Annotated in this window: 22 protein-coding genes and 1 riboswitch; of the genes, 17 read left to right on the top strand and 5 right to left on the bottom strand. The window is 32.0% G+C overall.

Features of this window, described 5'->3' with window-relative positions; genetic code table 11:
- Positions 1-24 precede the first annotated feature (24 nt).
- Positions 25-366, bottom strand: coding sequence for a DUF3914 domain-containing protein (locus CQZ94_RS07445; protein ID WP_105584859.1), 342 nt, complete (start codon positions 364-366; stop codon positions 25-27).
- Between the two features lie 279 nt (positions 367-645).
- Between CQZ94_RS07445 and CQZ94_RS07440 the strand changes: the two genes are divergently transcribed.
- From CQZ94_RS07440 to CQZ94_RS30845, 9 genes are all read left to right on the top strand, one after another.
- Positions 646-1,887: an esterase/lipase family protein gene (locus CQZ94_RS07440; RefSeq protein ID WP_105584858.1), complete on the top strand. Its 1,242-nt coding sequence runs from the start codon at positions 646-648 to the stop codon at positions 1,885-1,887.
- A gap of 87 nt (positions 1,888-1,974) precedes the next feature.
- Positions 1,975-3,000, top strand: a complete 1,026-nt coding sequence (locus CQZ94_RS07435) for a homoserine dehydrogenase (RefSeq protein WP_105584857.1) — start codon at positions 1,975-1,977, stop codon at positions 2,998-3,000.
- Positions 3,001-3,096: 96 nt separating this feature from the next.
- The gene (pdxR, locus tag CQZ94_RS07430) at positions 3,097-4,545 is read left to right on the top strand and encodes a MocR-like pyridoxine biosynthesis transcription factor PdxR (RefSeq protein WP_105584856.1); all 1,449 of its coding nucleotides are present in this window, start codon (positions 3,097-3,099) and stop codon (positions 4,543-4,545) included.
- A gap of 4 nt (positions 4,546-4,549) precedes the next feature.
- Positions 4,550-5,464 (top strand): D-alanine--D-alanine ligase, encoded by a 915-nt coding sequence (locus tag CQZ94_RS07425; protein WP_105585135.1) that lies wholly within the window; start codon positions 4,550-4,552, stop codon positions 5,462-5,464.
- A 73-nt stretch (positions 5,465-5,537) separates the two neighbouring features.
- Positions 5,538-5,643, top strand: a riboswitch (TPP riboswitch).
- 126 nt (positions 5,644-5,769) lie between these two features.
- A complete protein-coding gene (gene tenA / locus CQZ94_RS07420) occupies positions 5,770-6,456 on the top strand; it encodes a thiaminase II (RefSeq protein WP_105584855.1) in 687 nt (228 codons plus the stop codon).
- A gap of 329 nt (positions 6,457-6,785) precedes the next feature.
- Positions 6,786-9,167 (top strand): pPIWI_RE module domain-containing protein, encoded by a 2,382-nt coding sequence (locus CQZ94_RS07415; RefSeq protein WP_105584854.1) that lies wholly within the window; start codon positions 6,786-6,788, stop codon positions 9,165-9,167.
- A 229-nt stretch (positions 9,168-9,396) separates the two neighbouring features.
- Complete coding sequence (locus tag CQZ94_RS07410; protein ID WP_105584853.1) at positions 9,397-10,164, top strand: DUF3959 family protein; 768 nt, start codon at positions 9,397-9,399, stop codon at positions 10,162-10,164.
- A 159-nt stretch (positions 10,165-10,323) separates the two neighbouring features.
- A complete protein-coding gene (locus tag CQZ94_RS07405) occupies positions 10,324-10,740 on the top strand; it encodes a DUF3995 domain-containing protein (protein WP_105584852.1) in 417 nt (138 codons plus the stop codon).
- A gap of 988 nt (positions 10,741-11,728) precedes the next feature.
- Complete coding sequence (locus CQZ94_RS30845) at positions 11,729-11,911, top strand: hypothetical protein (protein WP_142395773.1); 183 nt, start codon at positions 11,729-11,731, stop codon at positions 11,909-11,911.
- Positions 11,912-12,124: 213 nt separating this feature from the next.
- Here the strand turns inward: CQZ94_RS30845 and CQZ94_RS31655 are convergent, their stop codons facing one another.
- The 3 genes from CQZ94_RS31655 to CQZ94_RS07390 form a co-directional block, all read right to left on the bottom strand.
- Positions 12,125-12,316 (bottom strand): hypothetical protein, encoded by a 192-nt coding sequence (locus CQZ94_RS31655; protein ID WP_000369808.1) that lies wholly within the window; start codon positions 12,314-12,316, stop codon positions 12,125-12,127.
- A 162-nt stretch (positions 12,317-12,478) separates the two neighbouring features.
- Positions 12,479-12,934, bottom strand: coding sequence for a MarR family winged helix-turn-helix transcriptional regulator (locus CQZ94_RS07395; protein WP_105584851.1), 456 nt, complete (start codon positions 12,932-12,934; stop codon positions 12,479-12,481).
- Between the two features lie 237 nt (positions 12,935-13,171).
- Positions 13,172-13,384 (bottom strand): hypothetical protein, encoded by a 213-nt coding sequence (locus tag CQZ94_RS07390; protein ID WP_105584850.1) that lies wholly within the window; start codon positions 13,382-13,384, stop codon positions 13,172-13,174.
- A 285-nt stretch (positions 13,385-13,669) separates the two neighbouring features.
- On the opposite strand from CQZ94_RS07390, the gene CQZ94_RS07385 reads away from it, so the two are divergent.
- The 6 genes from CQZ94_RS07385 to CQZ94_RS07360 all read left to right on the top strand — a co-directional run bounded on the left by CQZ94_RS07385 (position 13,670) and on the right by CQZ94_RS07360 (position 19,030).
- On the top strand, positions 13,670-14,674 hold the full coding sequence (locus CQZ94_RS07385; RefSeq protein WP_105584849.1) for a DUF1835 domain-containing protein: 1,005 nt from the start codon (positions 13,670-13,672) through the stop codon (positions 14,672-14,674).
- Positions 14,675-14,830: 156 nt separating this feature from the next.
- Entirely contained in the window at positions 14,831-15,235 is a 405-nt protein-coding gene (locus CQZ94_RS07380; protein WP_002110206.1) for a hypothetical protein, read from the top strand.
- Positions 15,236-15,395: 160 nt separating this feature from the next.
- Positions 15,396-16,631, top strand: coding sequence for a cytochrome P450 family protein (locus CQZ94_RS07375; RefSeq protein WP_105584848.1), 1,236 nt, complete (start codon positions 15,396-15,398; stop codon positions 16,629-16,631).
- 267 nt (positions 16,632-16,898) lie between these two features.
- Positions 16,899-18,182 carry an MFS transporter gene (locus CQZ94_RS07370; protein WP_105584847.1) on the top strand — a complete coding sequence of 428 codons (1,284 nt, stop codon included), beginning with the start codon at positions 16,899-16,901 and terminating at the stop codon, positions 18,180-18,182.
- Positions 18,172-18,801 (top strand): Vat family streptogramin A O-acetyltransferase, encoded by a 630-nt coding sequence (locus CQZ94_RS07365; protein WP_105584846.1) that lies wholly within the window; start codon positions 18,172-18,174, stop codon positions 18,799-18,801. Before CQZ94_RS07370 ends, CQZ94_RS07365 begins: the two co-directional genes overlap by 11 nt.
- Before the next feature lie 73 nt (positions 18,802-18,874).
- Positions 18,875-19,030: a DUF1540 domain-containing protein gene (locus CQZ94_RS07360; protein WP_000046091.1), complete on the top strand. Its 156-nt coding sequence runs from the start codon at positions 18,875-18,877 to the stop codon at positions 19,028-19,030.
- 102 nt (positions 19,031-19,132) lie between these two features.
- Here the strand turns inward: CQZ94_RS07360 and CQZ94_RS07355 are convergent, their stop codons facing one another.
- Complete coding sequence (locus tag CQZ94_RS07355; RefSeq protein WP_105584845.1) at positions 19,133-19,630, bottom strand: PadR family transcriptional regulator; 498 nt, start codon at positions 19,628-19,630, stop codon at positions 19,133-19,135.
- A gap of 140 nt (positions 19,631-19,770) precedes the next feature.
- Here CQZ94_RS07355 and CQZ94_RS07350 point away from each other — a divergent pair, with 140 nt between their 5' ends.
- Positions 19,771-20,985: a cytochrome P450 gene (locus tag CQZ94_RS07350; protein WP_105584844.1), complete on the top strand. Its 1,215-nt coding sequence runs from the start codon at positions 19,771-19,773 to the stop codon at positions 20,983-20,985.
- 113 nt (positions 20,986-21,098) lie between these two features.
- On the top strand, positions 21,099-21,677 hold the full coding sequence (locus tag CQZ94_RS07345) for a cysteine dioxygenase family protein (RefSeq protein WP_105584843.1): 579 nt from the start codon (positions 21,099-21,101) through the stop codon (positions 21,675-21,677).
- Positions 21,678-21,816 lie beyond the last annotated feature (139 nt).

Below are 21,816 nucleotides of genomic sequence, written 5' to 3'. Positions count from 1 at the left end.
TATAGAGCAATTAGAAAATATGTTTTACATTACTTCATTTAATCGAGTCTCGCTCGTTTCTTCAATCACATTTGAACTTTGAACCGAACTATTTTGAGCTTCCTTTTCTTTACGGGATTTTTGTAGCATTTCAAGTATGATCCATAAAGGAACACCTTTATCTTTCAACATCTTCCATAAATCTAATTCGTTAAATTTATGCTCAGGTTGTTTCATTTCTTTTTCAGATGAACGAATATCAAATTTGATTGGATCATTTGATTTCTTATCTTCAAGTTTAGTAGAAGAGATAGTATTATGCTCAAGACTAGAAGGAGTAATTTTAGTAGGTTGAGATAATGTATGAATGTTTAATCCGATTTGCATGCTTTTTTCCTCCTTTTCAAGCAATGAAATTAGTTTTCTTATGATTTCTAAATCCAGTTAACATGAGGAAACTATATTTAATTATAAATTCAAATAATCAGATTTACAAGTTGTATTGTAAAAAGTAAATACTAACTTGAATTAATATTTATCAACATTTGTGTATGTTTTCTATATATACAACGTATATAAAATACTTTACATTATGTTTAAGTTAATAACTAATTGTGTAAATCTTTTTCATAGAAAAATGTAAACGTTTTATTAGGGGGAGAAAGTATGGGGAAATTATATTTAAAAATATGTTTTTTTGCGTTAGTGACCGCTTGTTCATTCGCAGCGAAAACAACTTACGCTGAAGAGAGACAACAAAATAATTATCAGATCATTTTAGTGAATGGATTTGCTGGATGGGGTAGAGAGGAAATGCTAGGGGTTAAATATTGGGGTGGTGTTCATGATATACAGGAAGATTTAAAAAGAAATGGTTACACAGTACATACAGCTGCTGTTGGGCCTGTTTCTAGTAACTGGGACCGGGCCTGTGAATTATATGCGCAAATTAACGGTGGAACAGTAGACTACGGTGCCGCACATGCTGAGAAACATGGACATAATCGTTTTGGCAGAACTTACAATGGTTTTGCACCAAATTGGAGTGAAACAAATAAAGTTCATTTAGTTGGACATAGCATGGGTGGACAAACGACAAGAACATTAGTGCAGCTATTAAAGGAAGGAAGTTTTGAAGAAAAGAATTATGTGAAAAATCATCCGAACATAAATATATCACCGCTATTTGAGGGTGGTAAATCATATGTTCATAGTGTTACAACTTTAGCAACTCCTCACAATGGTACAACACTTGCGGACGGAAGTCTTCTGTTGCCGTTTGTTAAAGATTTACTCATTACAGCTGCAAGTTTAGGAGGAAACAATAATTTATCATTATATGATTTTAAATTGGAACAATGGGGTATAAAAAAGAATGCTGGAGAGTCCTTTTTCCAATATAGTGATCGTATTCTAAATAGTTCAATTTGGAAAAATACAAAAGATATAAGTCAATGGGATTTAAGTACTGATGGTGCAAAAGAGTTAAATAATTGGGTAAAGACGCAATCGGATGTATATTACTTATCCTATAGTGGACATGCATCGCAAGCAGCACCTATAACAGGTTTACATTTACCTCATATAACGATGAATAAAGTGTTAATGGGTAATGCATTCTTCTTAGGTTCCTTTGCAAGATATGAAGAAAATCGACCATTAATAGATACTTCTTGGTGGCAAAATGACGGTGTAGTAAATACAAATTCTATGATTGCGCCTTCGTCTAATATTGCTGCAAATGATAATGAGTCATTACAGATTGGAAAATGGAATCATATCGAAACGAAAGCAAATTGGGACCACCTCGATATGGTAGGATTAAGCGTTTCAGACACGTTAGGATTTTCTAATATTCAAGAGTTTTATAGAACAATTGCAGAAAAATTATCACGGTTACCGAAATAGATAATAATAAAGCGCTCTCGATGGAATTCGAGGGCGCTTTATATTATATTGAAAGAGGGATTTGGTAGAAAAATATGGGGGGATATTATGAAAATTCAAGTTGTATTATCAGGATATGGGACAGTAGGAAGAGAGTTTATAAAATTATTAAACGAAAAATATTTATATATATATGAAACATATGGAATTCATTTAGTTGTAAGTGGCGTATTAGGTAGAAATATTGCAATACATAATGAGGAAGGTTTATCTATTCATCATTTATTGATGTATGGTGGTGGTACTGCTGCAATTGAAAAATATATAGAACATCATCCGAAGGAACGCGCAACAAATAAGATAAGTGGTAATGTATTAGTAGAATCAACAGTTACAAATCTTAAAGATGGAAATCCAGGAAAACAATATATAAAACAAGCGATTGAGAAACATATGGATATAGTTGCAATTTCTAAAGGTGCCCTTGTTACAAACTGGAGAGAAATAAATGAAGCAGCAAAAATGGCGAATGTACGAATTCGATATAGTGGTGCCACTGCAGCGGCACTACCGACACTAGACATTGGGCAATTTAGTTTAGCAGGTTGCAATATTGAAAAAATAGAAGGGATATTAAACGGGACAACAAATTATATTCTAACAAGGATGTATGAAGAAGATAAAACGTTTGAAGAAGCGTTGCAAGAAGCACAAAATAAAGGGATTGCCGAGACAAACCCGTTATTAGATATAAGCGGGATGGATAGCGCTTGTAAATTATTACTTTTGACGAATAGTTTAATGGGAACAGATTATTCACTAAAAGATATACAAATAAACGGAATAGAGCACGTTACAGCACAACAAATTCAAAATGTAAAGGAACAAAATAAATCTATTAAATTAATTGCATCAGCGTATAAAGATGAGGATGGCAATGTGAACCTTAATGTTGAACCGAATGAAATAGATAAAGATCATCCGTTAGCAAAAGTAAATGGGACAGAAAAAGGAATTACGTTTTTTACAGATTCAATGGGTCAAGTTACTACAATTGGTGGAGCTTCTAATCCACGAGGGGCAGCGGCCGCTGCTTTAAAAGATGTAATCAATTTATATCGAAAGGATTTATAGGCTTTATAACCGTACCGCTATTCATAAAAAATACATATGTGGTGGACCTTTTGAGAATGAAATAAATATGCAAAAATAATTGCAGGGGGTAAGGAATTGTTTAAGGATTTTAAAGTTGTAAAAGATCGTCCCGTTTATATTCAATTAAAGGATTATTTGAAAAAGATGATTATGAAAGGGCATTTGTTAGGGAACCAAAAAATCCCATCAACCCGAGAACTGAGTGAATTACTATCTGTGAGCAGAAATACCGTACTCGCTGCTTATGCGGATTTAGAACAAGAAGGATTAATTTATGCAGTTAAAGGAAAAGGAAATTTTGTTGCGAAGGTGGATATAAGTAACACTTCGTCTGTTGAAATAGATTGGAAAAATAAACTCAATACAGTTACCGCATTAGCGGATGAATTAGATTTAATGAAACATGGTGTTCGCTGGGAAAAAGGAATGATTGTTTTTAATAGTATAGCTCCGGATGAAAAGCTATTTGATGTTGAAAATTTCAAAAGAGCTTTTCTTACTCGCATGTCCATTGAAGGGGATATAGTATTGAACTACGGATATGCAAAAGGTTATAGACCGTTAATGAATTATTTACTTCATTACATGGAAATGAAAGGTGTAGATATTGCGAACAAAGATATTCTAATTACAAATGGATTTACAGAAGGATTAGATATTGTATTATCTTCTTTATCGAAGAAATCAGGGCGTGTTATTTGTGAGAATCCCACTCACCATGCTGCATTGAAGCTTTTTCGTTTACATGGACTTGAAGTTCAGGGAATTAATATGAATGATGATGGTATTGATACGAATGAAGTAGAAAAAAGTTTGCGTGAAAAGGATTTTGATTTCGCGTATTTAATCCCTTCTTATCATAATCCAACCGGTATTGTTACGAGTTCGGAGAAAAGAACGGAATTGATGAGATTATTTTCAAAATATAAAGTTCCTATTATAGAAGACGGATTTAATGAGGAATTACGTTATTCAGGTTCACATTTAGCGCCATTATTAACTTTTGCTGGGGCCGGTAATAATGTGATTTATATTAGTAGCTTTTCAAAGGTACTTTTCCCTGGTTTACGTGTAGGTTGGATCATTGCAGATAAAGAACTGATACATTATTTAGAAAGTGTAAAAAGAGCAAGAACGATTCACACTTCTACGTTAGATCAAGCTGTTCTGTTTCAATATTTACATGAAGGATATTTTGAAAAATATTTAAAAAAAGCAAGATCTGTTTATAAGAAAAAATATGAGTTAGCTGTTGGGGCATGTAATCAGTACATTCCGTTTAAAAGAATGACTGGAGATGGTGGACTTCATTTGTTTATAGAGTTGGAAGAAAAAATTCAAGCCCGCACACTTTTACAAAAGTGTTATGAGAAAGGAGTTACGTTTTCTCCTGGAGATGTTTTTTACTCTGATGGAGGAGGAGCGAACACATTCCGATTAGGATTTTCACGTTTGAAAGAAAAGGAAATTGTTAGCGGGATTCAAATAATTGGTGAAACATTAAAAAATGAAACTTGGAGTTGAGAAAATGAGAATTGGCGTTATTATGGGAGGAGTATCCTCTGAAAAACAAGTATCAATTATGACTGGGAATGAAATGATTGCACATTTAGATAAGAGTAAGTATGAAATAGTTCCAATTACGTTAAATGAAAAAATGGATTTAATCGAAAAAGCGAAAGACATTGATTTTGCACTGCTAGCATTACACGGAAAATACGGAGAAGATGGTACAGTTCAAGGAACACTTGAAAGTTTAGGTATTCCTTATAGCGGCAGCAATATGTTATCTAGCGGTATATGTATGGACAAAAATCTTTCGAAAAAGATTTTGCGTTATGAAGGAGTAGAAACACCAGATTGGATTGAACTTACAAAAATGGAGGATCTAAAGCTTGAGGAGTTAGATAAATTAGGATTTCCGTTAGTGGTAAAACCAAACTCTGGCGGCTCAAGTGTTGGAGTTAAGATTGTCTATGATAAAAATGAATTAATCTCTATGCTGGAAACTGTATTCGAATGGGATTCTGAAGTAGTAATTGAGAAGTATATAAAAGGTGACGAGATTACATGTTCAATTTTTGATGGTCAACAGTTACCTATCATTTCGATTCGACATGCTGCTGTGTTCTTTGACTACAATGCAAAATATGATGATGCTAGTACAGTTGAAGAAGTTATCGAACTTCTAGCTGAAATAAAGGAACGTGTAAATAAAGCGTCACTGGCTTGTTATAAAGCATTAAAATGTAGTGTTTATGCAAGGGTTGATATGATGGTGAAGGACGGAATTCCATATGTAATGGAAGTTAATACATTACCAGGGATGACACAATCAAGTTTACTGCCAAAAAGTGCGGAAGCAGCGGGAATTAGTTATAGCAAACTATTGGATATGATAATTGAAACTTCTTTAAAAGTAAGGAAAGACGAAGGTTTTTAAGATAATTGTACAATTAAAACTTTTGATAGTTCCACGAAGTATGCTATGATAATTACAATACGACAACTAAATATTTATCCACTAGGGGGGCCTTTTATAGGCTGAGATCAAATGTAATTTTGAGACTCTTAATACCTGATCTGGTTAATGCCAGCGTAGGAAAGTGGGGGAGACATGATATTTAATGCATAAATTAATATTGTCTATTTCACTTTCTTTACGCCTGTAAAGAAAGTTTTTTTATTTTATAGCTTTAATAAATGTGGATAAATACTTATATTTTATAAATTATTGGAGGGATTTAAATGACTTTTTCACAATCATTACGTAAAGAAGTAGATTCAATTTGGGAAGCGAGTTTCAATCACCCTTTTGTAAAAAAACTTGGCGAAGGAACGTTAGATTTAGCTAGTTTCCGTTATTATGTGCTTCAAGATTCATATTATTTAAGTCATTTTGCTAGAGTACAAACGTTAGGTGCTGCAAAGGCTCCTGAATTAGAAACGACGGCCCGTATGGCGCATCATGCACAAAATACGTATGAAGCTGAGTTGTCATTACATGAGAATTTCGCAAAGAAATTAGGGATTACGAAAGAAGAAAAAGATAATTTTATTCCTGCGCCAACTGCATATGCATATACATCTCATATGTATCGTGCAGCTTATGAAGGGCATTTAGGAGATATTATTGCGGCTATTTTACCTTGTTATTGGTTATATTATGAAATCGGTGAACGATTAAAAGAATGTCAACCAGAAGAGCCAATTTATCAAGAATGGATTTCTGCATATGGATCGGATTGGTTCCGTACTCTAGTAGAAGAGCAAATCACACGATTAGATACTATTGCTGAAAAAGTAACAGAGGCAGACCGTAATCGTATGAGACAACATTTTATTTTTAGTAGTCAATATGAATATTTATTTTGGGAAATGGCATATACATTAGAAAAATGGCCGGTGAATGAAGAAGTTAAAGGTATTATTTAATAAAGAGTATATAAAAGGTATCGCTATATAAAGAGGCGTTACCTTTTATTATATTTAATTTCTGTAAATATTTTGTAAAATATAGATATAAAATACAATAATGTATTATAATAATTTCATAATATATAAAGTGACATAAGGAGGTAGTTATATGTTAATAGTAACTTTTTATTAATTTAGTTTCTGTAATGTATTATTTGTATAATTTAATTTAATTATTTCCTAAAATATGCTTGGTTTAAATTTGATTCGTTTATGCTTAAAAAAATTGGTATCTTTTCTAGTATTATTCATGATCAATATAAATTAAGAGAGGAAGTATTAATAATATGGAAAAATTACGGTTATTAACATTTAAAAATATAGTAGAACCCCTCTATAATGAGAAAGTATCGTATATTTACTTTCCTATTGAATGGCTTGAGATTGTAGAGATACATTATAGAACATTTTTATTAACGAGCAAATTAAAACTTGTAAATGAAAGATTGTATGATATGTTTTCTGATATATTATTCATTCAGCATAATCCATATATATTAAAGGAAGATACACCTTGGATTGTGGCTAAGGAACCAATGAGACAAGAACAGTTAGACTATATTTTCCAAAGCTGGTATGAGGTTATTCATGATTGGAAACCGAATAAATTAATAGATCCACCACATTTAGAATGGCAGTATGATTTAATTAGTAATTTACCAGTATTACATGATAAAAAAACGTTTTCTAAATGGGTACCAGCTCTAATTACTCATATTTTTTGCGAGCAGCCTTTACGTATGGAAAATAAGAATGAGGAAGAAATATATTTTTCGCCACTGCGATCACAACATGTTTCTGAAGCGATGTCTGAGCCAATTATAGATGAAGAAACACATGATTATTTCGCTTATGTATATCGGTTTGAATACGTAACTCGTGGAGGTGAGAATATTCCGCTATTAAAAGTATCCGTAGGGATTAGGCGATTTTATCAACAATATAATCATAAAGATATTCCTATACTTTTAGGGCGAAAGCGGAGCCAAATACTGATTTCAACTCCTGAATTTGAATTAAATAAGAAAAAGCAAAGGTTTATAAAGTTAAAAGTGCAACAAGCTGAAAAAGGAATAAAGTGGATTAAACGTTTTAGAAATTTAAAAGATGATTATAGGATAGGGGGAGAAGTTAAATTAGAGGACATTCTCCAATGTCCGAAAAAGTATATTAGAGGAACTAATGTAAGAGTGCTTCTTCCATATAATGAAAATATATATAAAGTTCAAGGAACAAAAATAAAATTTGGTATAAAAGTAAGAGAAAAAGAGGAACTTTTTAATGAATTCCAACTAAGCTTCCCATATTTCACATCACTTCCAGAATGTGAAAAAGTATTAACTAATAATGAGAATGAGTTATTACCTTTATTTGCCCCAAAGGGATTAGACACAATTACGTTAGAAGTATGGTCAGATGATATAGTAATAGAGATAGAACAAGCGTTATTAGATAGCAAAATAGTTTTAGCTCAAAATGGAGATTCATCCTATGTATTAAATTCAGATAATCCGGTGTTGTTAAAAATAGTAAGATACAACATTGAAAAATTATTACAAAATCCATATAGAATGCAATATAGCCATAAAAACAAAAAGAAACTAGTAGACGATGTCGTAAAAGCTGTACATGCTACGGCAGGTGAGCAAAATGAATTGAAATTAGCATTAATTGCAATAAAAAATTGTGATGGTCGAGAAAAAATTAATCCAAAGCAAATCATTCGGGAAGGATTCGCTCGAACGCAACGTATTTCAGCATTTATTAATTTATTTATTGGACAAAGTGTATCTAAAAAAGAAATTATTAATGCTATTCTTAGTTTATTAGAACAAAAGGGGTTCTTAAAGCGTAGTTGGAATAAGATAAAATTACCGGGTATAATTGTAAATTTATCAATTGAGAAAATATCTAAATATGATTTCTTACCTATTTTTTCAAAAATAAATGGGAGAGAAATATTATATAAATTATATGGTCAAGAAGAATGGGGCACAATTGATCATACTTTATTAAATATAGGTAATAATAAAGTGTTTTTACCACAACCATCAAAAAGGAATGATATAGGAGTCCGTTTTAAGCAATTTATATCAGAAACATTAGTTGAAATTTCACAAGATGCACATAAACAAAATAAAGAAGTTTATTTTATTGTAGATGCAAATATGAGGAAATATTGGATAGAGGAATTGCAAAATGAAAGCGTTAATATTGGGGTTTCACCTGAAATATTCTCAAATTTTAAAGAGGATATAAACATAATTAGAATTAATACTAACTCAGATGTACCGAACTATATTGTTAGGGACCAAGAATATGTTATGGATGAAACGAGATTATTTGTAGATCAAATAGGAATTTACTATAGCACGGCTGCATACGAATTAAATTGTAATGGGATAGTACAGCAGTACATACTCGAAGTTATCCCGTTTGGTGTAAAATCTGAGGAAAGAGAAGAAATCGCCAAAATGATACATTACATGTGCTGTAAATCAACCTTGCTCTCGGAACAAAATATTCATAATACGCATGTAATGCATATGGTTAAATTAATTAAAAATTATACTACCGATATTGATTCAAGGGAGTTTAAAGAATGCAATGACGAATTAGATGAAGATGTAATAATTTTAGAAAAAGAAGATGCATTGATATTAATATAAATAATAGTATACAAATCCTGCTAGTAATAATGAGCAGGATTTGTCATTTTTTATTGTAAATATAGATGTGATTTGTCATGTATATTTTCGGTTTCATATTTACTTTATTTACTTTCGGGATTAAGATGTTTTTTAGAAATATCACAACTGCATCACAAAGTTTTTTCAATTAATATGAAATTTATATTTTGCGAAACTGAAAAAAGAAATTTGAAAGGAATGGGGAATTGTGAAGAAATTAGATGTATTATTAATGCTACTGAGCGGCCTCTTTCCAATTGCCGGAATTATAAAGCAAATTCCTCTAGAACAATCTTTATATATTGGAGGACTATTATTTTTTACTAGTTTCGGTAGTTACTTTGCGAAAAAGGTATACTCACGTATATGTAGCTGGATAGCGTATGCACCATTTATAACATTACTGTTAGTCATTTGGAATCAGGATATTTCAACAAGTTCAATAATTGCGAACGCGAAAATCGCCGCTTGCGTTGCGTTAATTCCGTGTTTATTCCGGTTTCGTACATACGGGCTTACTTTGGGCTTATTCTCATTATGGGCCGCTTTACTATGGGATATAAAAGAAGTACAGTCGTTAGTCATACTTGAGCGTATGACAAGTTTAATGACAAGCCATTACTTATATATTCTCCTTTTAGTTGGAGGACTTATATTAGGTGGATTACTTGCGATGTTATTACACCGTAAAGAGAAAGACACTAATAAAGAAAATACTAATTTATTTAAACAAAAAAAGAAGCGCAACAAGCCAACATTTAAAATTCGTATTCCTAGATTACCAAAGTTTAAGATAAAATTATTAAAGTTTGGTGGGAAATCTTCTAAACAAAAAACACCAGAAACAATTTATGAGCGTAATTATGATGAACCGGCTCAATCAAATCAAATGATAGAGCAAGAACCGCAATATAAAGTAGAAGCTATCCAAGGACAAACAAGGATGGAACGTCGAAGAAATAGGCATAATGCATAGTAAAATTAGTTAACCCCTTAATGATTTATCGTAGAATTGATAAATTATTAAGGGGTTTTATATGTAGCTCTTAAATACTTTGAATGGAAAATAGATTTCTAAAGAAATTTGTAGCATACTTAATAAGTAAGACTTGAACAAAATAATGGAGGTGCAAAAATGCTTATTGTTACAATAATATCTGTATGTATATTATTCTTAGTGAGTTTTTTACATGTATACTGGGCTTTCGGAGGAAAGTGGGGAACAAATAGCGCCATTCCAACTGAATTTGGAGAAAAAACGTTTACACCCGGTACAGGAATGACATTATTAATTGCACTATTATTAAGTTTGGCAGCAATAATTTTGTTACTACAAGCAAAAGTTATTAGTTTTGCAGTTCCAAACGTTATTATTCAAATTGCCATATGGATTTGTATGATTGTTTTTTTCATAAGAGTAGTAGGTGAGTTTAACTATTTTGGAATATTCAAACGAAAAAAGAATACCCCTTTTGCTAAAATGGACACTCTTTTATATATTCCTCTGTGTGCTTTTTTATCTCTCACATGTTTATTAGCAATTATCCAGTGAAATATATAAACTACTAGTAGTTACATAATACATTTTAGTAATGAGAAGAAATTAATACTTAACAAATCTTTATGTATGGCGGTTTCTGGGTAATCAGAAACTGCCTATTTTATATGGTTGCAAACATCGACTATTTGGAAAATCCCTTTGTTTTATTTGATGGAGATATAGTACCGCATATTGGTCATTCTTATTTAGGGCTATTTATTTCGACGAAGAGGATAGAGTGATTCGAAGCAGTCAAAAAAAAAAGCGTATGAAATATAAATAAAAAAAGGACAAGCAGTCGTACCTACTGTCCATTAAAGGAGAAAAATATTTTGGTTTAGAACTACGAATAAACAGAAAATCTGCTTGTAATTATTGTTAGCCTAAGTGTATTTATCTATGCAATAAAAAAGGGATAAGTAAAATATACTTATCCCAAGAAAGGAAATTCAAAACACCAAAATGGCTCGTATTGGTCTACAGGTTCAAAACTAGTATATATAAAATATAAAATCTCATACACAAAGCAGACAACAATTTTGGTTGTCTGCCAGTTAGTCGAATGAGTTAGTTAATTGTGATAATTTGCTTTCCCATTACAAGAAGAGTGAAGCCGATAGTTCAAACGGCTTGTAGGTAGTGTTTACGATGTTTTTAAAAATATACAGAGAAAGCAGATAAGTGAAGAACCTATCTGCTTCTGCTGTAACAAAAGAAAGAAGTACCAGCCGTGGATACAGCGGCTTGAAAATAGTATGTATTGTTTTTTTGAAAAGTATTCAAGGAGTGAAGTCTGGTGGAATATATTCTATACGGTGTATATGAAATCACTCAGTTAATCAGTGAAGCAAAGGGGAAAAAAATAATGAATATCACACAATTACGTGGAATATAAAAGACGCTAACTAATCGAAAGCACTAAATATGGCGATCAAGGTAGCCTTGTAGATGAATGATATGAGACTAATAAAAGAATAACGAACTTAAGTCACATACGAAATTGACGATATCATCGAGCAAAAAGGTAGATGTTGTTATTACAGTCATTCAGCTAATGAATAAAGCGTGCCCAACTGGTGAAGAGTTACACCAGTTGGATAGATACCTTGATATACAACCGAAAAAAGAGGTGGACAATAAAAAAATACCGATTTGGGAAGATAAAGAAGAAGTGGACAAGTGAAGGGAAACGGTATGAGAGAAATTAAATAGGATGAAGAACATGCCTGAAACCGTTGACGTGAAAGTTATGTCGGATGAAGTTTCTAAAGAAATATAAGGGCACATTTAAAAAGGAAAGACACCAATTCAAAAACTACTGTAAAGATTGCAAGCAGAAACATAACGGTTTGTTATAGAAATTTCATTTTGTTCAGATAGATTTTTGTTTGGAGTTCTAAGACTGTTGCATTTTCTTTATTTTTTTTGTTCCCAAAACACAACTAATAATTGCAAGTAATGCACTTGAAGAGATGAAATTTACGGTCCAATAAATTCCTGTTCCAGTAATTAAGTCGATAATTACAAATTTTTTAATTGCCGAACTTTTTATTGTATGAAAAACAAATTGATTGTTATTGTTATCCAATGTTGTCACGTCCCTTATCTTTTTTTAAAACATATGACAAGGTATGCTTGTTCTAGTCATTTAATCTCAAGAGAACCATAAAAAGAACAGCTAGCAAAAGCTAGCTGTTTCATAAATAAAAAACAAAAAATCAGATTGGTTTTGAAAAATGATTGAGACGAATTATTTAAAATGTTGTAGAGAATTTAGTAAGTCATTATGGATACGTAATAAGGTTTGGATACCTTCTTCAGACAGTTGTTCTAGTGCTAGTTCCATTGCTTTATAAGAAGTAGAGTTTTCAATGGATTTCTTAGATATTTCTTGTCCTTGTGTTGTTACTTTTAATTGTATTTCTCTACGATCTTCATGTGATTGTTTTCGCTCAATTAATCCTAAATTAACTAACTCATCTACATTTACACTCATTGTGCTTTTAGGAACTGAAAGGCGTTCTGAGATATCTTTAAGAGTAGTATTGGGAGTTGCATAAATTGAATTTAAGATGCCCATTTGTTGAACTGTTAATCCTAACGTAGAAGCGTTTTGATGAGTAAACTTTATAATTTCTTTGTTTATTTTTATAAATGAATGGACAATTTCACTGGCTTGTTTGATACCTTGTTTATGTAGACTCAAAGTAATAACTTCCTTTCATTTTAAAATAATTCAACTCGAGATTGTTCATTGTCGAACTATTTTATTTTGAATCAAATTGTAGGGAAAGTCAATAAACGATATTGATAAAAAACCTAATAAAAAATTCATTTTGTAGAAATAAAAAAAGGTGATGAACGTCGCATCACCTTTTGATAAAGCAGAGCACTTTCAAAAATAAAGTATTCAAAATTAAAACAGAAGTTACCATAAATTTATTTAATCTTTGATTTGAAACTTATCTTTAATATTAATAAATAATAAAAATAATATTATGGCAGATATTAAATTTGACAAGTAGAAATCTTGATGGAACAGTAGTTCAAAGATGAAATCGAAAGTGTATAATAAAGCAACAACAGGTAATATGCAAATGAATATAAATCTCCAATTTTTAAAATAATGTTTGTAATAAGTATGTACTTTCTCCATAGATCTTGCTCCTGTAATTTTTATTTTTATTTAAATATATATTTAAATAAAAGGATTTATAAAGCGTTTTAAAAATAAATAAAAAATACCGTGAAAGTGATGTGTAATAGAAGAAGTGTACTGAAATGTTAACATCTATACGAAATAAACATAAATTAACGCTAATATATCACTGTACTAATATAAAATTATAATTAGATATAATCTATAAAAAACTTTAAAACACCGTTACTAAAATGATACACTATAATCTACGTTATTTTAGTAATGAATAGAGGGATTTACATGATAGATAAAATTAAAAATGTTGTTGATGAAATGTATGAGGATGAAGCAAAACATTTACTTCAAAGTATTCTTATACAGCTAGATTTATTAAAAGAGAACTATAGTGAAGATACGATTAAACATTTGATGGATATTCCTAAGCAACTAACGAGTAATACATCTTATAAAAAGAATGTAAAAGAAAGTACACACATTCATATCGCTTTTGATGATTCAACAGCTGGGTGTTTAAAATATATGTTAAGTCAAGAAGAACTATTTGAGGAGAGTGTTGTTGCATTCTCTGAATTCTTTTCAATTGGACCGATTAATCAATTACATACGAATAAAGGGCAACTAGGAAGACAGCAATGGTTATTAAACAACTTAACTTCCTATGATAGTTATTTTGAAGAAGAATATTTACCAAGATTTATGGAAACTTTAGAAGAACTACATTCTATTCCTAATGAAACACCGATTACCATTTGGAAGGCAGATAACGCACATGAACATGTAGGCCTTTGTTTTGTAATGGCGCAATTAAAAGGTAAGAAAAATATTCGGATCATTAATACATCTGAAGCGAGTAGCAACATATTAAAGAAAGAATATGATATACGTGGCACAGGAGAAGTAGCAGTTGAAAGTTTAGCGATTATTAAAAAAAGTTTTATACAATTACCATATTTAACTGAAGAGAACAGAGTAAGTCTTGAGAGTGAGTGGAATAATTTATCGAATAGTACGGAGTTTTTAAGAGTTTGGAAAGACAATGAAGTGCATTCTGTACAAGAAAACTATTTTGATGAATTCATTATTGAGTGTGCGAAAAGGGTAGGTGCTGACAAAGAGTTCCATAAAGCTCCAAGAGTCATTGGGGAAGCGCTTGGCCTTGTGGAGCAATTAGTTGGGGATACGTTTTTAGAATATCGCTTGAAAGAATTAATTAAACAAGAGGTATTTGAATTTGAAGGTTTATTAGAAGAAATGCGTTTTTATAGTGTAAAGTTGAAAAAATAAAAATATATTCCGTTTATGAAAAAGCTCGTATTTTTGAAAATAAAGATACAAGCTTTTTTTATTGAGTTGAATTTGGGCTATACATAAGCTTCCTATAGGTGTTATATCACATATGAATGTTAAAGGTAATGAATGAAAAGAAGGTGATTTGTTAATATGTATAACCAACAAAATTATCCGTATGATCAAACGATGTATTATAATCCACAACAATACGGATATGAACCTGATATCGAAGTTAGAGAGGTTGAACTAGAAGATTATAGACCAGATGATGCGGAAGATGCTCCAACGTCACCACCACCGTCACAAGCTCCGTCTTTACCATCCACATTTGCTTCTCCTGCACAAGCGGGTAATATGAAATCATGGATGTGTAACTGTTTAGGAAGATGGGGATATTTACGTTTACATCGTCCTGGTCCATTCGGAAGAGACTTATGGTTTTTTCCGACAGAAGTAAGAAGAAGTGGGGTATCCGGCTACACTTGGCAAGCTGGTCGCCGCCGTAAAGTAAGTTATCGATATCAACAAATTAGTAATTTTATGTGCTTCGCATAATGGGAAGTGAGAGGGTAGAATGATTTTACTCTCTCACTTTTTTATTTTTCAATATTCGAAGTAAGATTTTAATTGAAAATTTACAATTTTTCAGTTCTTATTGAAGTATAATTCAAATGTTGGGTTGATTTTTAAAAACAATTGAGAGTGAGGGGATGTAATGTCAATTAAAAATAAGGTTGGCCGAAAAATAGAGGATGGCATTAATTTAGCTTCTGCTCAGTTTAAAGAAGATGCTTATGAGATTTATAAAGAATCGCGAAAAGTACAACCTATTTTATTTGTTAATAAAGTCGAGATTGGTACAGAATGGCTCATTACAAGATATGAAGATGCCTTGCCACTTTTAAAAGATAATCGCTTAAAAAAAGATCCAAATAATGTGTTTTCTAAAGATACAATGAACATGTTTCTTTCTGTTGACAATAGTGATCATTTAACAACGCATATGTTAAATTCAGATCCACCTAACCATAATCGGTTACGATCTCTAGTACAAAAAGCTTTTACTCCGAAGATGATTACGCAATTAGAAGGAAGAATTCAGCAAATCGCGGATGATTTAATAAATGATGCCCAGCAAAAAGGTACATTAAATCTTGTAGATGATTATGCATTTCCATTACCAATCAATGTAATAAGTGAAATGCTCGGTATTCCAAAAGAGGATCAAGCAAAGTTTAGAATTTGGTCGCATGCTGTCATTGCCTCCCCAGTAACACCTGAAGAAATAAAAGATACTGAAAAGCAACTATCTGAATTTATTACATATCTTCAATATTTAGTTGATGTAAAACGACAAGATCCTAAAGAGGATTTGGTGAGTGCTTTAATACTTGCTGAAAGTGAGGGACATAAACTTAGTGCCCCGGAACTATACTCAATGATTATGTTACTTATCGTAGCTGGACACGAGACAACTGTGAATTTAATTACAAATACGGTATTAGCACTTCTCGAAAATCCTGATCAATTACAGTTATTAAAAGAAAATTCAAAACTAATTGATTCAGCTATAGAGGAAGGATTGCGATATTATTCTCCAGTTGAGGTTACAACTGCAAGATGGGCGGCTGAGCCGTTTCAAATTCACGATCAAACAATCCAAAAAGGAGACATGGTTATTATTGCATTAGCTTCAGCAAACCGTGATGAATCAGTATTTGAAAACCCAGAAGTATTCGATATTACAAGGGAGAATAACCGTCACATTGCCTTTGGACATGGTAGCCATTTCTGTTTAGGAGCACCACTTGCTAGGTTAGAAGCAAAGATTGCTATTACTACTTTGTTAAAACGTATGCCTGCAGTACAAATAAAAGGTAATCGTGAAGAAATTAACTGGCAAGGAAATTACTTAATGCGTTCTTTAGAGGAATTACCTTTGACTTTCTAGAATAGTTACATTAAGACATGCATACATCGAAAACGATTTACATAGAGTATGTATGTATTATTTAAATTCGAAACGGAAGGGTGAAAACATCCCAATGATTAACTAATTCTATTTGTAAGAGATCTTCGTTAAAAAACGAAATATTCTTCTGAATAGGATTAGTATGTGCATTTATAGAAAAGGGATGTATTTCGCGCTGCGAATATATAGTCTTTTTATATGATTTGTGCTGCCTCCTATTTAGAACACAAAATAGGAGGCTTTTTTATGTCGACGACTGCAGAAACGAATCAAAATCATGGGGTATCACAAGTATTAAAAAATCGATTTGTGCAAGGAATTCTTGCTTCAGCATTATTTTTACAGATTGGAATATGGGTTCGGAACTTTGCAGTATTACTTTATGTTATGGAAATGACGCAAGGTGATGCTTTTGCAATTTCGATGATTTCAGTTGCCGAATTTGCGCCGATTTTTATCTTCTCGTTTATTGGTGGGACCTTTGCAGATAGGTGGAAGCCGAAGAAGACAATGATATGGTGTGAAACTTTAAGTTCTATATCAGTGTTCGCAGTATTGATTACTCTAATGTTTGGTACGTGGAAAATCGTGTTTTTTGTGACGCTCATATCTGCGATTCTTTCACAGTTTTCCCAACCATCTGGAATGAAATTATTTAAACAGCATTTATCGACAGAGCAAATTCAGTTAGCAATGTCAATATATCAAACAATATTTGCAATATTTATGGTGTTAGGGCCGATTCTTGGAACATTTATTTTTCACAGTTTTGGAATCTATATTTCAATAATAATAACTGGTATCGCTTTTTTACTTGCAGCAATTGTACTGTTATTTCTTCCGAAAGATCTCGAAAACGAAGAAGAGAAGAAAGAAATCAGTCTGTTACAAGAAATGGTGGATGGTATTAAATATGTAAAAAAGAAAAAAGCATTAACTTTGCTTGGACTATGCTTTATGGCAGCTGGACTTGGTATAGGACTTATCCAGCCACTTGGAATATTTATTGTGACAGAACAACTAGGTTTATCAAAAGAAAGTTTACAATGGTTATTAACAGTAAATGGTGCGGGGATGATTGTCGGCGGAGCTTTAGCGATGGTATTCGCGAAAAACGTTGCCCCGCAAAGGATGTTAATTGTAGGTATGCTCGGTCAGGCAATCGGAATTGGTATTATAGGTTATTCCACAAATTTATGGGTTACACTTACTGCACAACTTTTTAGCGGATTAGCTTTACCGTGCATTCAAATCGGGATTAATACGCTCATTATTCAAAATAGCGATACGGATTTTATAGGGCGCGTGAATGGTATTCTAAGTCCATTATTTACTGGTTCTATGGTAGTAACGATGAGTATTGCTGGAGCGTTAAAAGAAACCTTTTCTTTAAGTACAATGTATGAAGGGACAGCTCTATTATTTATAATTGGATTATTGTTTATTTTACCTATATATAATCTAAAGCCAGTTATAGCAACGGAAAGTGAAATGAATGATAAAGGAAGTGCTATACAACATGAATCCTAATCCAAACGTTAAATACCCAATTGAAGGGAATACAGACGTCCATTTTATAAAAAACACAATAACGAAATCTAATATAATCGTTGGTGATTATTCTTATTATGATGCGAAGCATGGGGAAACATTTGAAAATCAAGTATTATATCATTATGAATTTATCGGGGATCGTCTCGTTATTGGAAAGTTTTGTTGCATTGCATCTGGAGTTACCTTTATTATGAACGGAGCGAATCATCGAATGGATGGATTTTCGACATATCCTTTTAATATTTTCGGAAACGGTTGGGAGAAGTTTACACCAAAGCTGTCTGATCTACCGTATAAAGGAGATACAGTTATAGGAAATGACGTTTGGATTGGCATGGATACAACGATTATGCCCGGAATTAAAATAGGAGATGGTGCAATAATTGCAGCTAAATCTGTTGTGACTAAAGACGTCACACCATATACAATTGTTGGTGGAAACCCTGCAAATAAAATAAAAGAGAGATTTTCAAGTACAATAATAGAAGAATTATTGCAAATTCAATGGTGGCATTTTGACATTGAGAAAATAACTGAAAATATCGATGCTATTATATGTGGAGATATAGAATCATTAAGAAAGCTAAAAAGGTAATAAAAAATGGATGACAAAGAGTATCATACCTCCGAATTTTGTTAATGATAATAGAACAAGGAGGTGTGATACTATGGCACAAGACGTTTTATGTGAAGTAAACAACTGTAAATTTTGGGCTAACGGTAATAAATGTAGTGCGGATGCAATTTATGTAGTAAGTCATAAAGGGAAACAAGCATCTACAACGGAAGAAACAGATTGCAAAACTTTCGATCCAGAAGTGTAAATTTTTGAAGGGTAGCCAAATCGTGGTTGCCCTTTTATTAATTATAGTATTGATAATAAATCTCATTTTCATTCATTGTTTTTAACTTTTCTTGTTATTTTTTTATATTTTCTTCATAAGTGATGTAATCCAATGTATTTCATGTTCAATACGTGATTTACTAAATTCGATGACTTCTGTAATAAAAGATGATATAACATCAAGGGATTGAATAGCGGTAAGTTGTTTATGAAGTACGTCTTGGCGCATAGTCAAAATTTCTTTTCTGGCCTCATAATCAAGCTTTTCGAATAGGGCGATACGCACAAGGAATTCAGCATTGTTTGTCGCAGTTTTTTCGGGAAACTCTCTTAGCATTTCATAAAAAATTTCTTCTCCTGTTTCTGTTATGGCGTACATATTTCGGTTTGGTTTTCCGATTTGTTGATGAACTTCTTTCGTTATAGCACCTATATCTTCAAAACGCCGAAGAGTGGGATAAAGCATGTTATGGTTTAATTCAAAATTCTCACCTAAACGATTTTGGATATTTTTTTTAATTTCATAGCCGTGTTTTGGCCCTATCGTTAATTCTGCTAGCAATAAAATATCAACGTACATAATAATCCCCCTAATATGTTTCTCAAGTTCCTATTTGGAAATTTTGACTCTGCATATGTTAAAATAACATATGTTAGTCTATACAACTTTGTGAAGCCGACCTATCACTTTTATTGTAAAAGAAAAGGGAGGAAAGAACTATGAATTCATCTGAAAATGTGATTTTAATTCATGAAATTTCGAAATTAAAATCAAAAAAAGAGTTATGGGATCCTTATGATTGGTATCAACATATGAGAGACAATCACCCTGTTTATTATGATAAAGAACAAGACGTATGGAATGTGTTTCTGTATGATGATGTGAACCGTGTTTTATCAGATTTCCGTTTGTTTTCTAGTAGAAGGGAACGTAGACAATTTTCAATCCCACCTTTAGAAACGAGGATAAATATAAATTCTTCTGATCCCCCAGAACATCGTAATGTACGTTCAATAGTTTCGAAAGCATTTACTCCAAGAAGTTTAGAACAATGGAAACCTCGTATACAAACTATTGCAGATGAACTTATAAACAATATAGAAAAGTATGATGAAGTTAATATTGTTAATCAATTTGCTGCACCTTTACCTGTTACCGTTATATCAGATCTATTGGGAGTACCAACTACAGACCGTAAACAAATTAAAGAATGGTCTGATATTTTATTTATGCCTTATAGTAAAGAAAAGTTTAATGATCTGGACACGAAGAAAGGAATTGCTTTAAATGAATTTAAAGCTTACCTTCTTCCGATTGTTCAGGATAAAAGATATCACTTAACGGATGATATTATTTCAGATTTAATACGAGCGGAGTATGAAGGTGAAAGGTTAACTGATGAAGAAATTGTAACTTTTTCATTAGGGCTTTTAGCTGCTGGTAATGAAACAACAACAAATTTAATTATTAACAGCTTTTATTGTTTCTTAGTGGATTCACCTGGAACATATAAAGAATTAAGAGAAGAACCGAAGTTGATTTCAAAAGCGATAGAGGAGGTATTACGCTATCGTTTTCCTGTTACATTAGCTCGAAGAATTACTGAGGATACAAATATTTTCGGACCTTTAATGAAAAAAGATCAAATGATTGTTGCATGGGTTAGTGCAGCAAATTTAGATGAGAGGAAATTCTCAAAAGCTTCTAATTTTAATTTACATCGAGTAGGGAATGAAAAGCATTTAACTTTTGGAAAAGGTCCTCACTTCTGTTTAGGCGCACCGCTTGCACGTCTTGAAGCTGAGATTGCATTAAGTACTTTTTTAAAAAATTTTGAAAAGATAGAGTTATCTCCATCTTTCTGTTTAGAAGATTGTATACTGGAAAATGAACAAACATTAAAGTACTTACCTATTCGATTGAAAACTAAATAAAAGGCTAGACAAGGTGCATATATTTGCATCTTGTTTTTTGTTTCTCAATTGTAAGTTTTTGGGTAATCCCGTAATATGAAAGTGCATGTAAGAAAGAGTGGAGGAGGATGCTTATGTTAACGCGCAATGGGAGTGAAACGTTTCAAAGATTTATTAAAGGTGTGACAGATCTAATGGATAGTAATTTATTTGAGGACCAGATAGTGTGTGAAATTGAAAAATTACTGGAAGAGCTTTTAGAAAAGAAAACATGGCTTCCGTTAGAGAAACAGAAGGCGAACTCCGCTCAATATGCACGACACTTATTGTATGAAGATCCATTAAAACGTTTTGAAGTGCTAGCACTTGTATGGAAAGATGGACAAGCTACACCACTACATGATCATGATGGTGCTTGGGGAGTTGAAGGAGTTTTTTCCGGAAGGATAATGGTTCGAAACTTTTTACAAACTAAGCAACTCGGAAATTCACTATTTTATTTAACACATACAGGGAATATTTATTTGGGAGAAGGAGAAACAGATAAAGTAATTCCACCGGCTGATTTTCATATTCTCGAAATAGGCAATCACGAAAGCGTTGTCACTATCCATGTTTACGGAAAGCAGTTAGAAAAGTTTAAAGTATTTATCCCAACTAAAGAAAAAAATGTGTACATTTGTGAGACGAAATATATTACTTATAATTCATAGTGTAAAATGCAGAGCTTTCTTTAAAATAGAAAAGCTTTGCATTTTATATTTTATTTAGTAATATTTCTTGACCTGAAACGCTTTTCATAAATTATAAATAAGAAGTACTTAACGAGCTCAATATGAAAACGATACCTTT

It is taken from the genome of Bacillus sp. MYb209 (assembly GCF_002975175.1).
Lineage (GTDB): Bacteria > Bacillota > Bacilli > Bacillales > Bacillaceae_G > Bacillus_A.
This window is presented reverse-complemented; position numbering and strand designations above follow the sequence as displayed.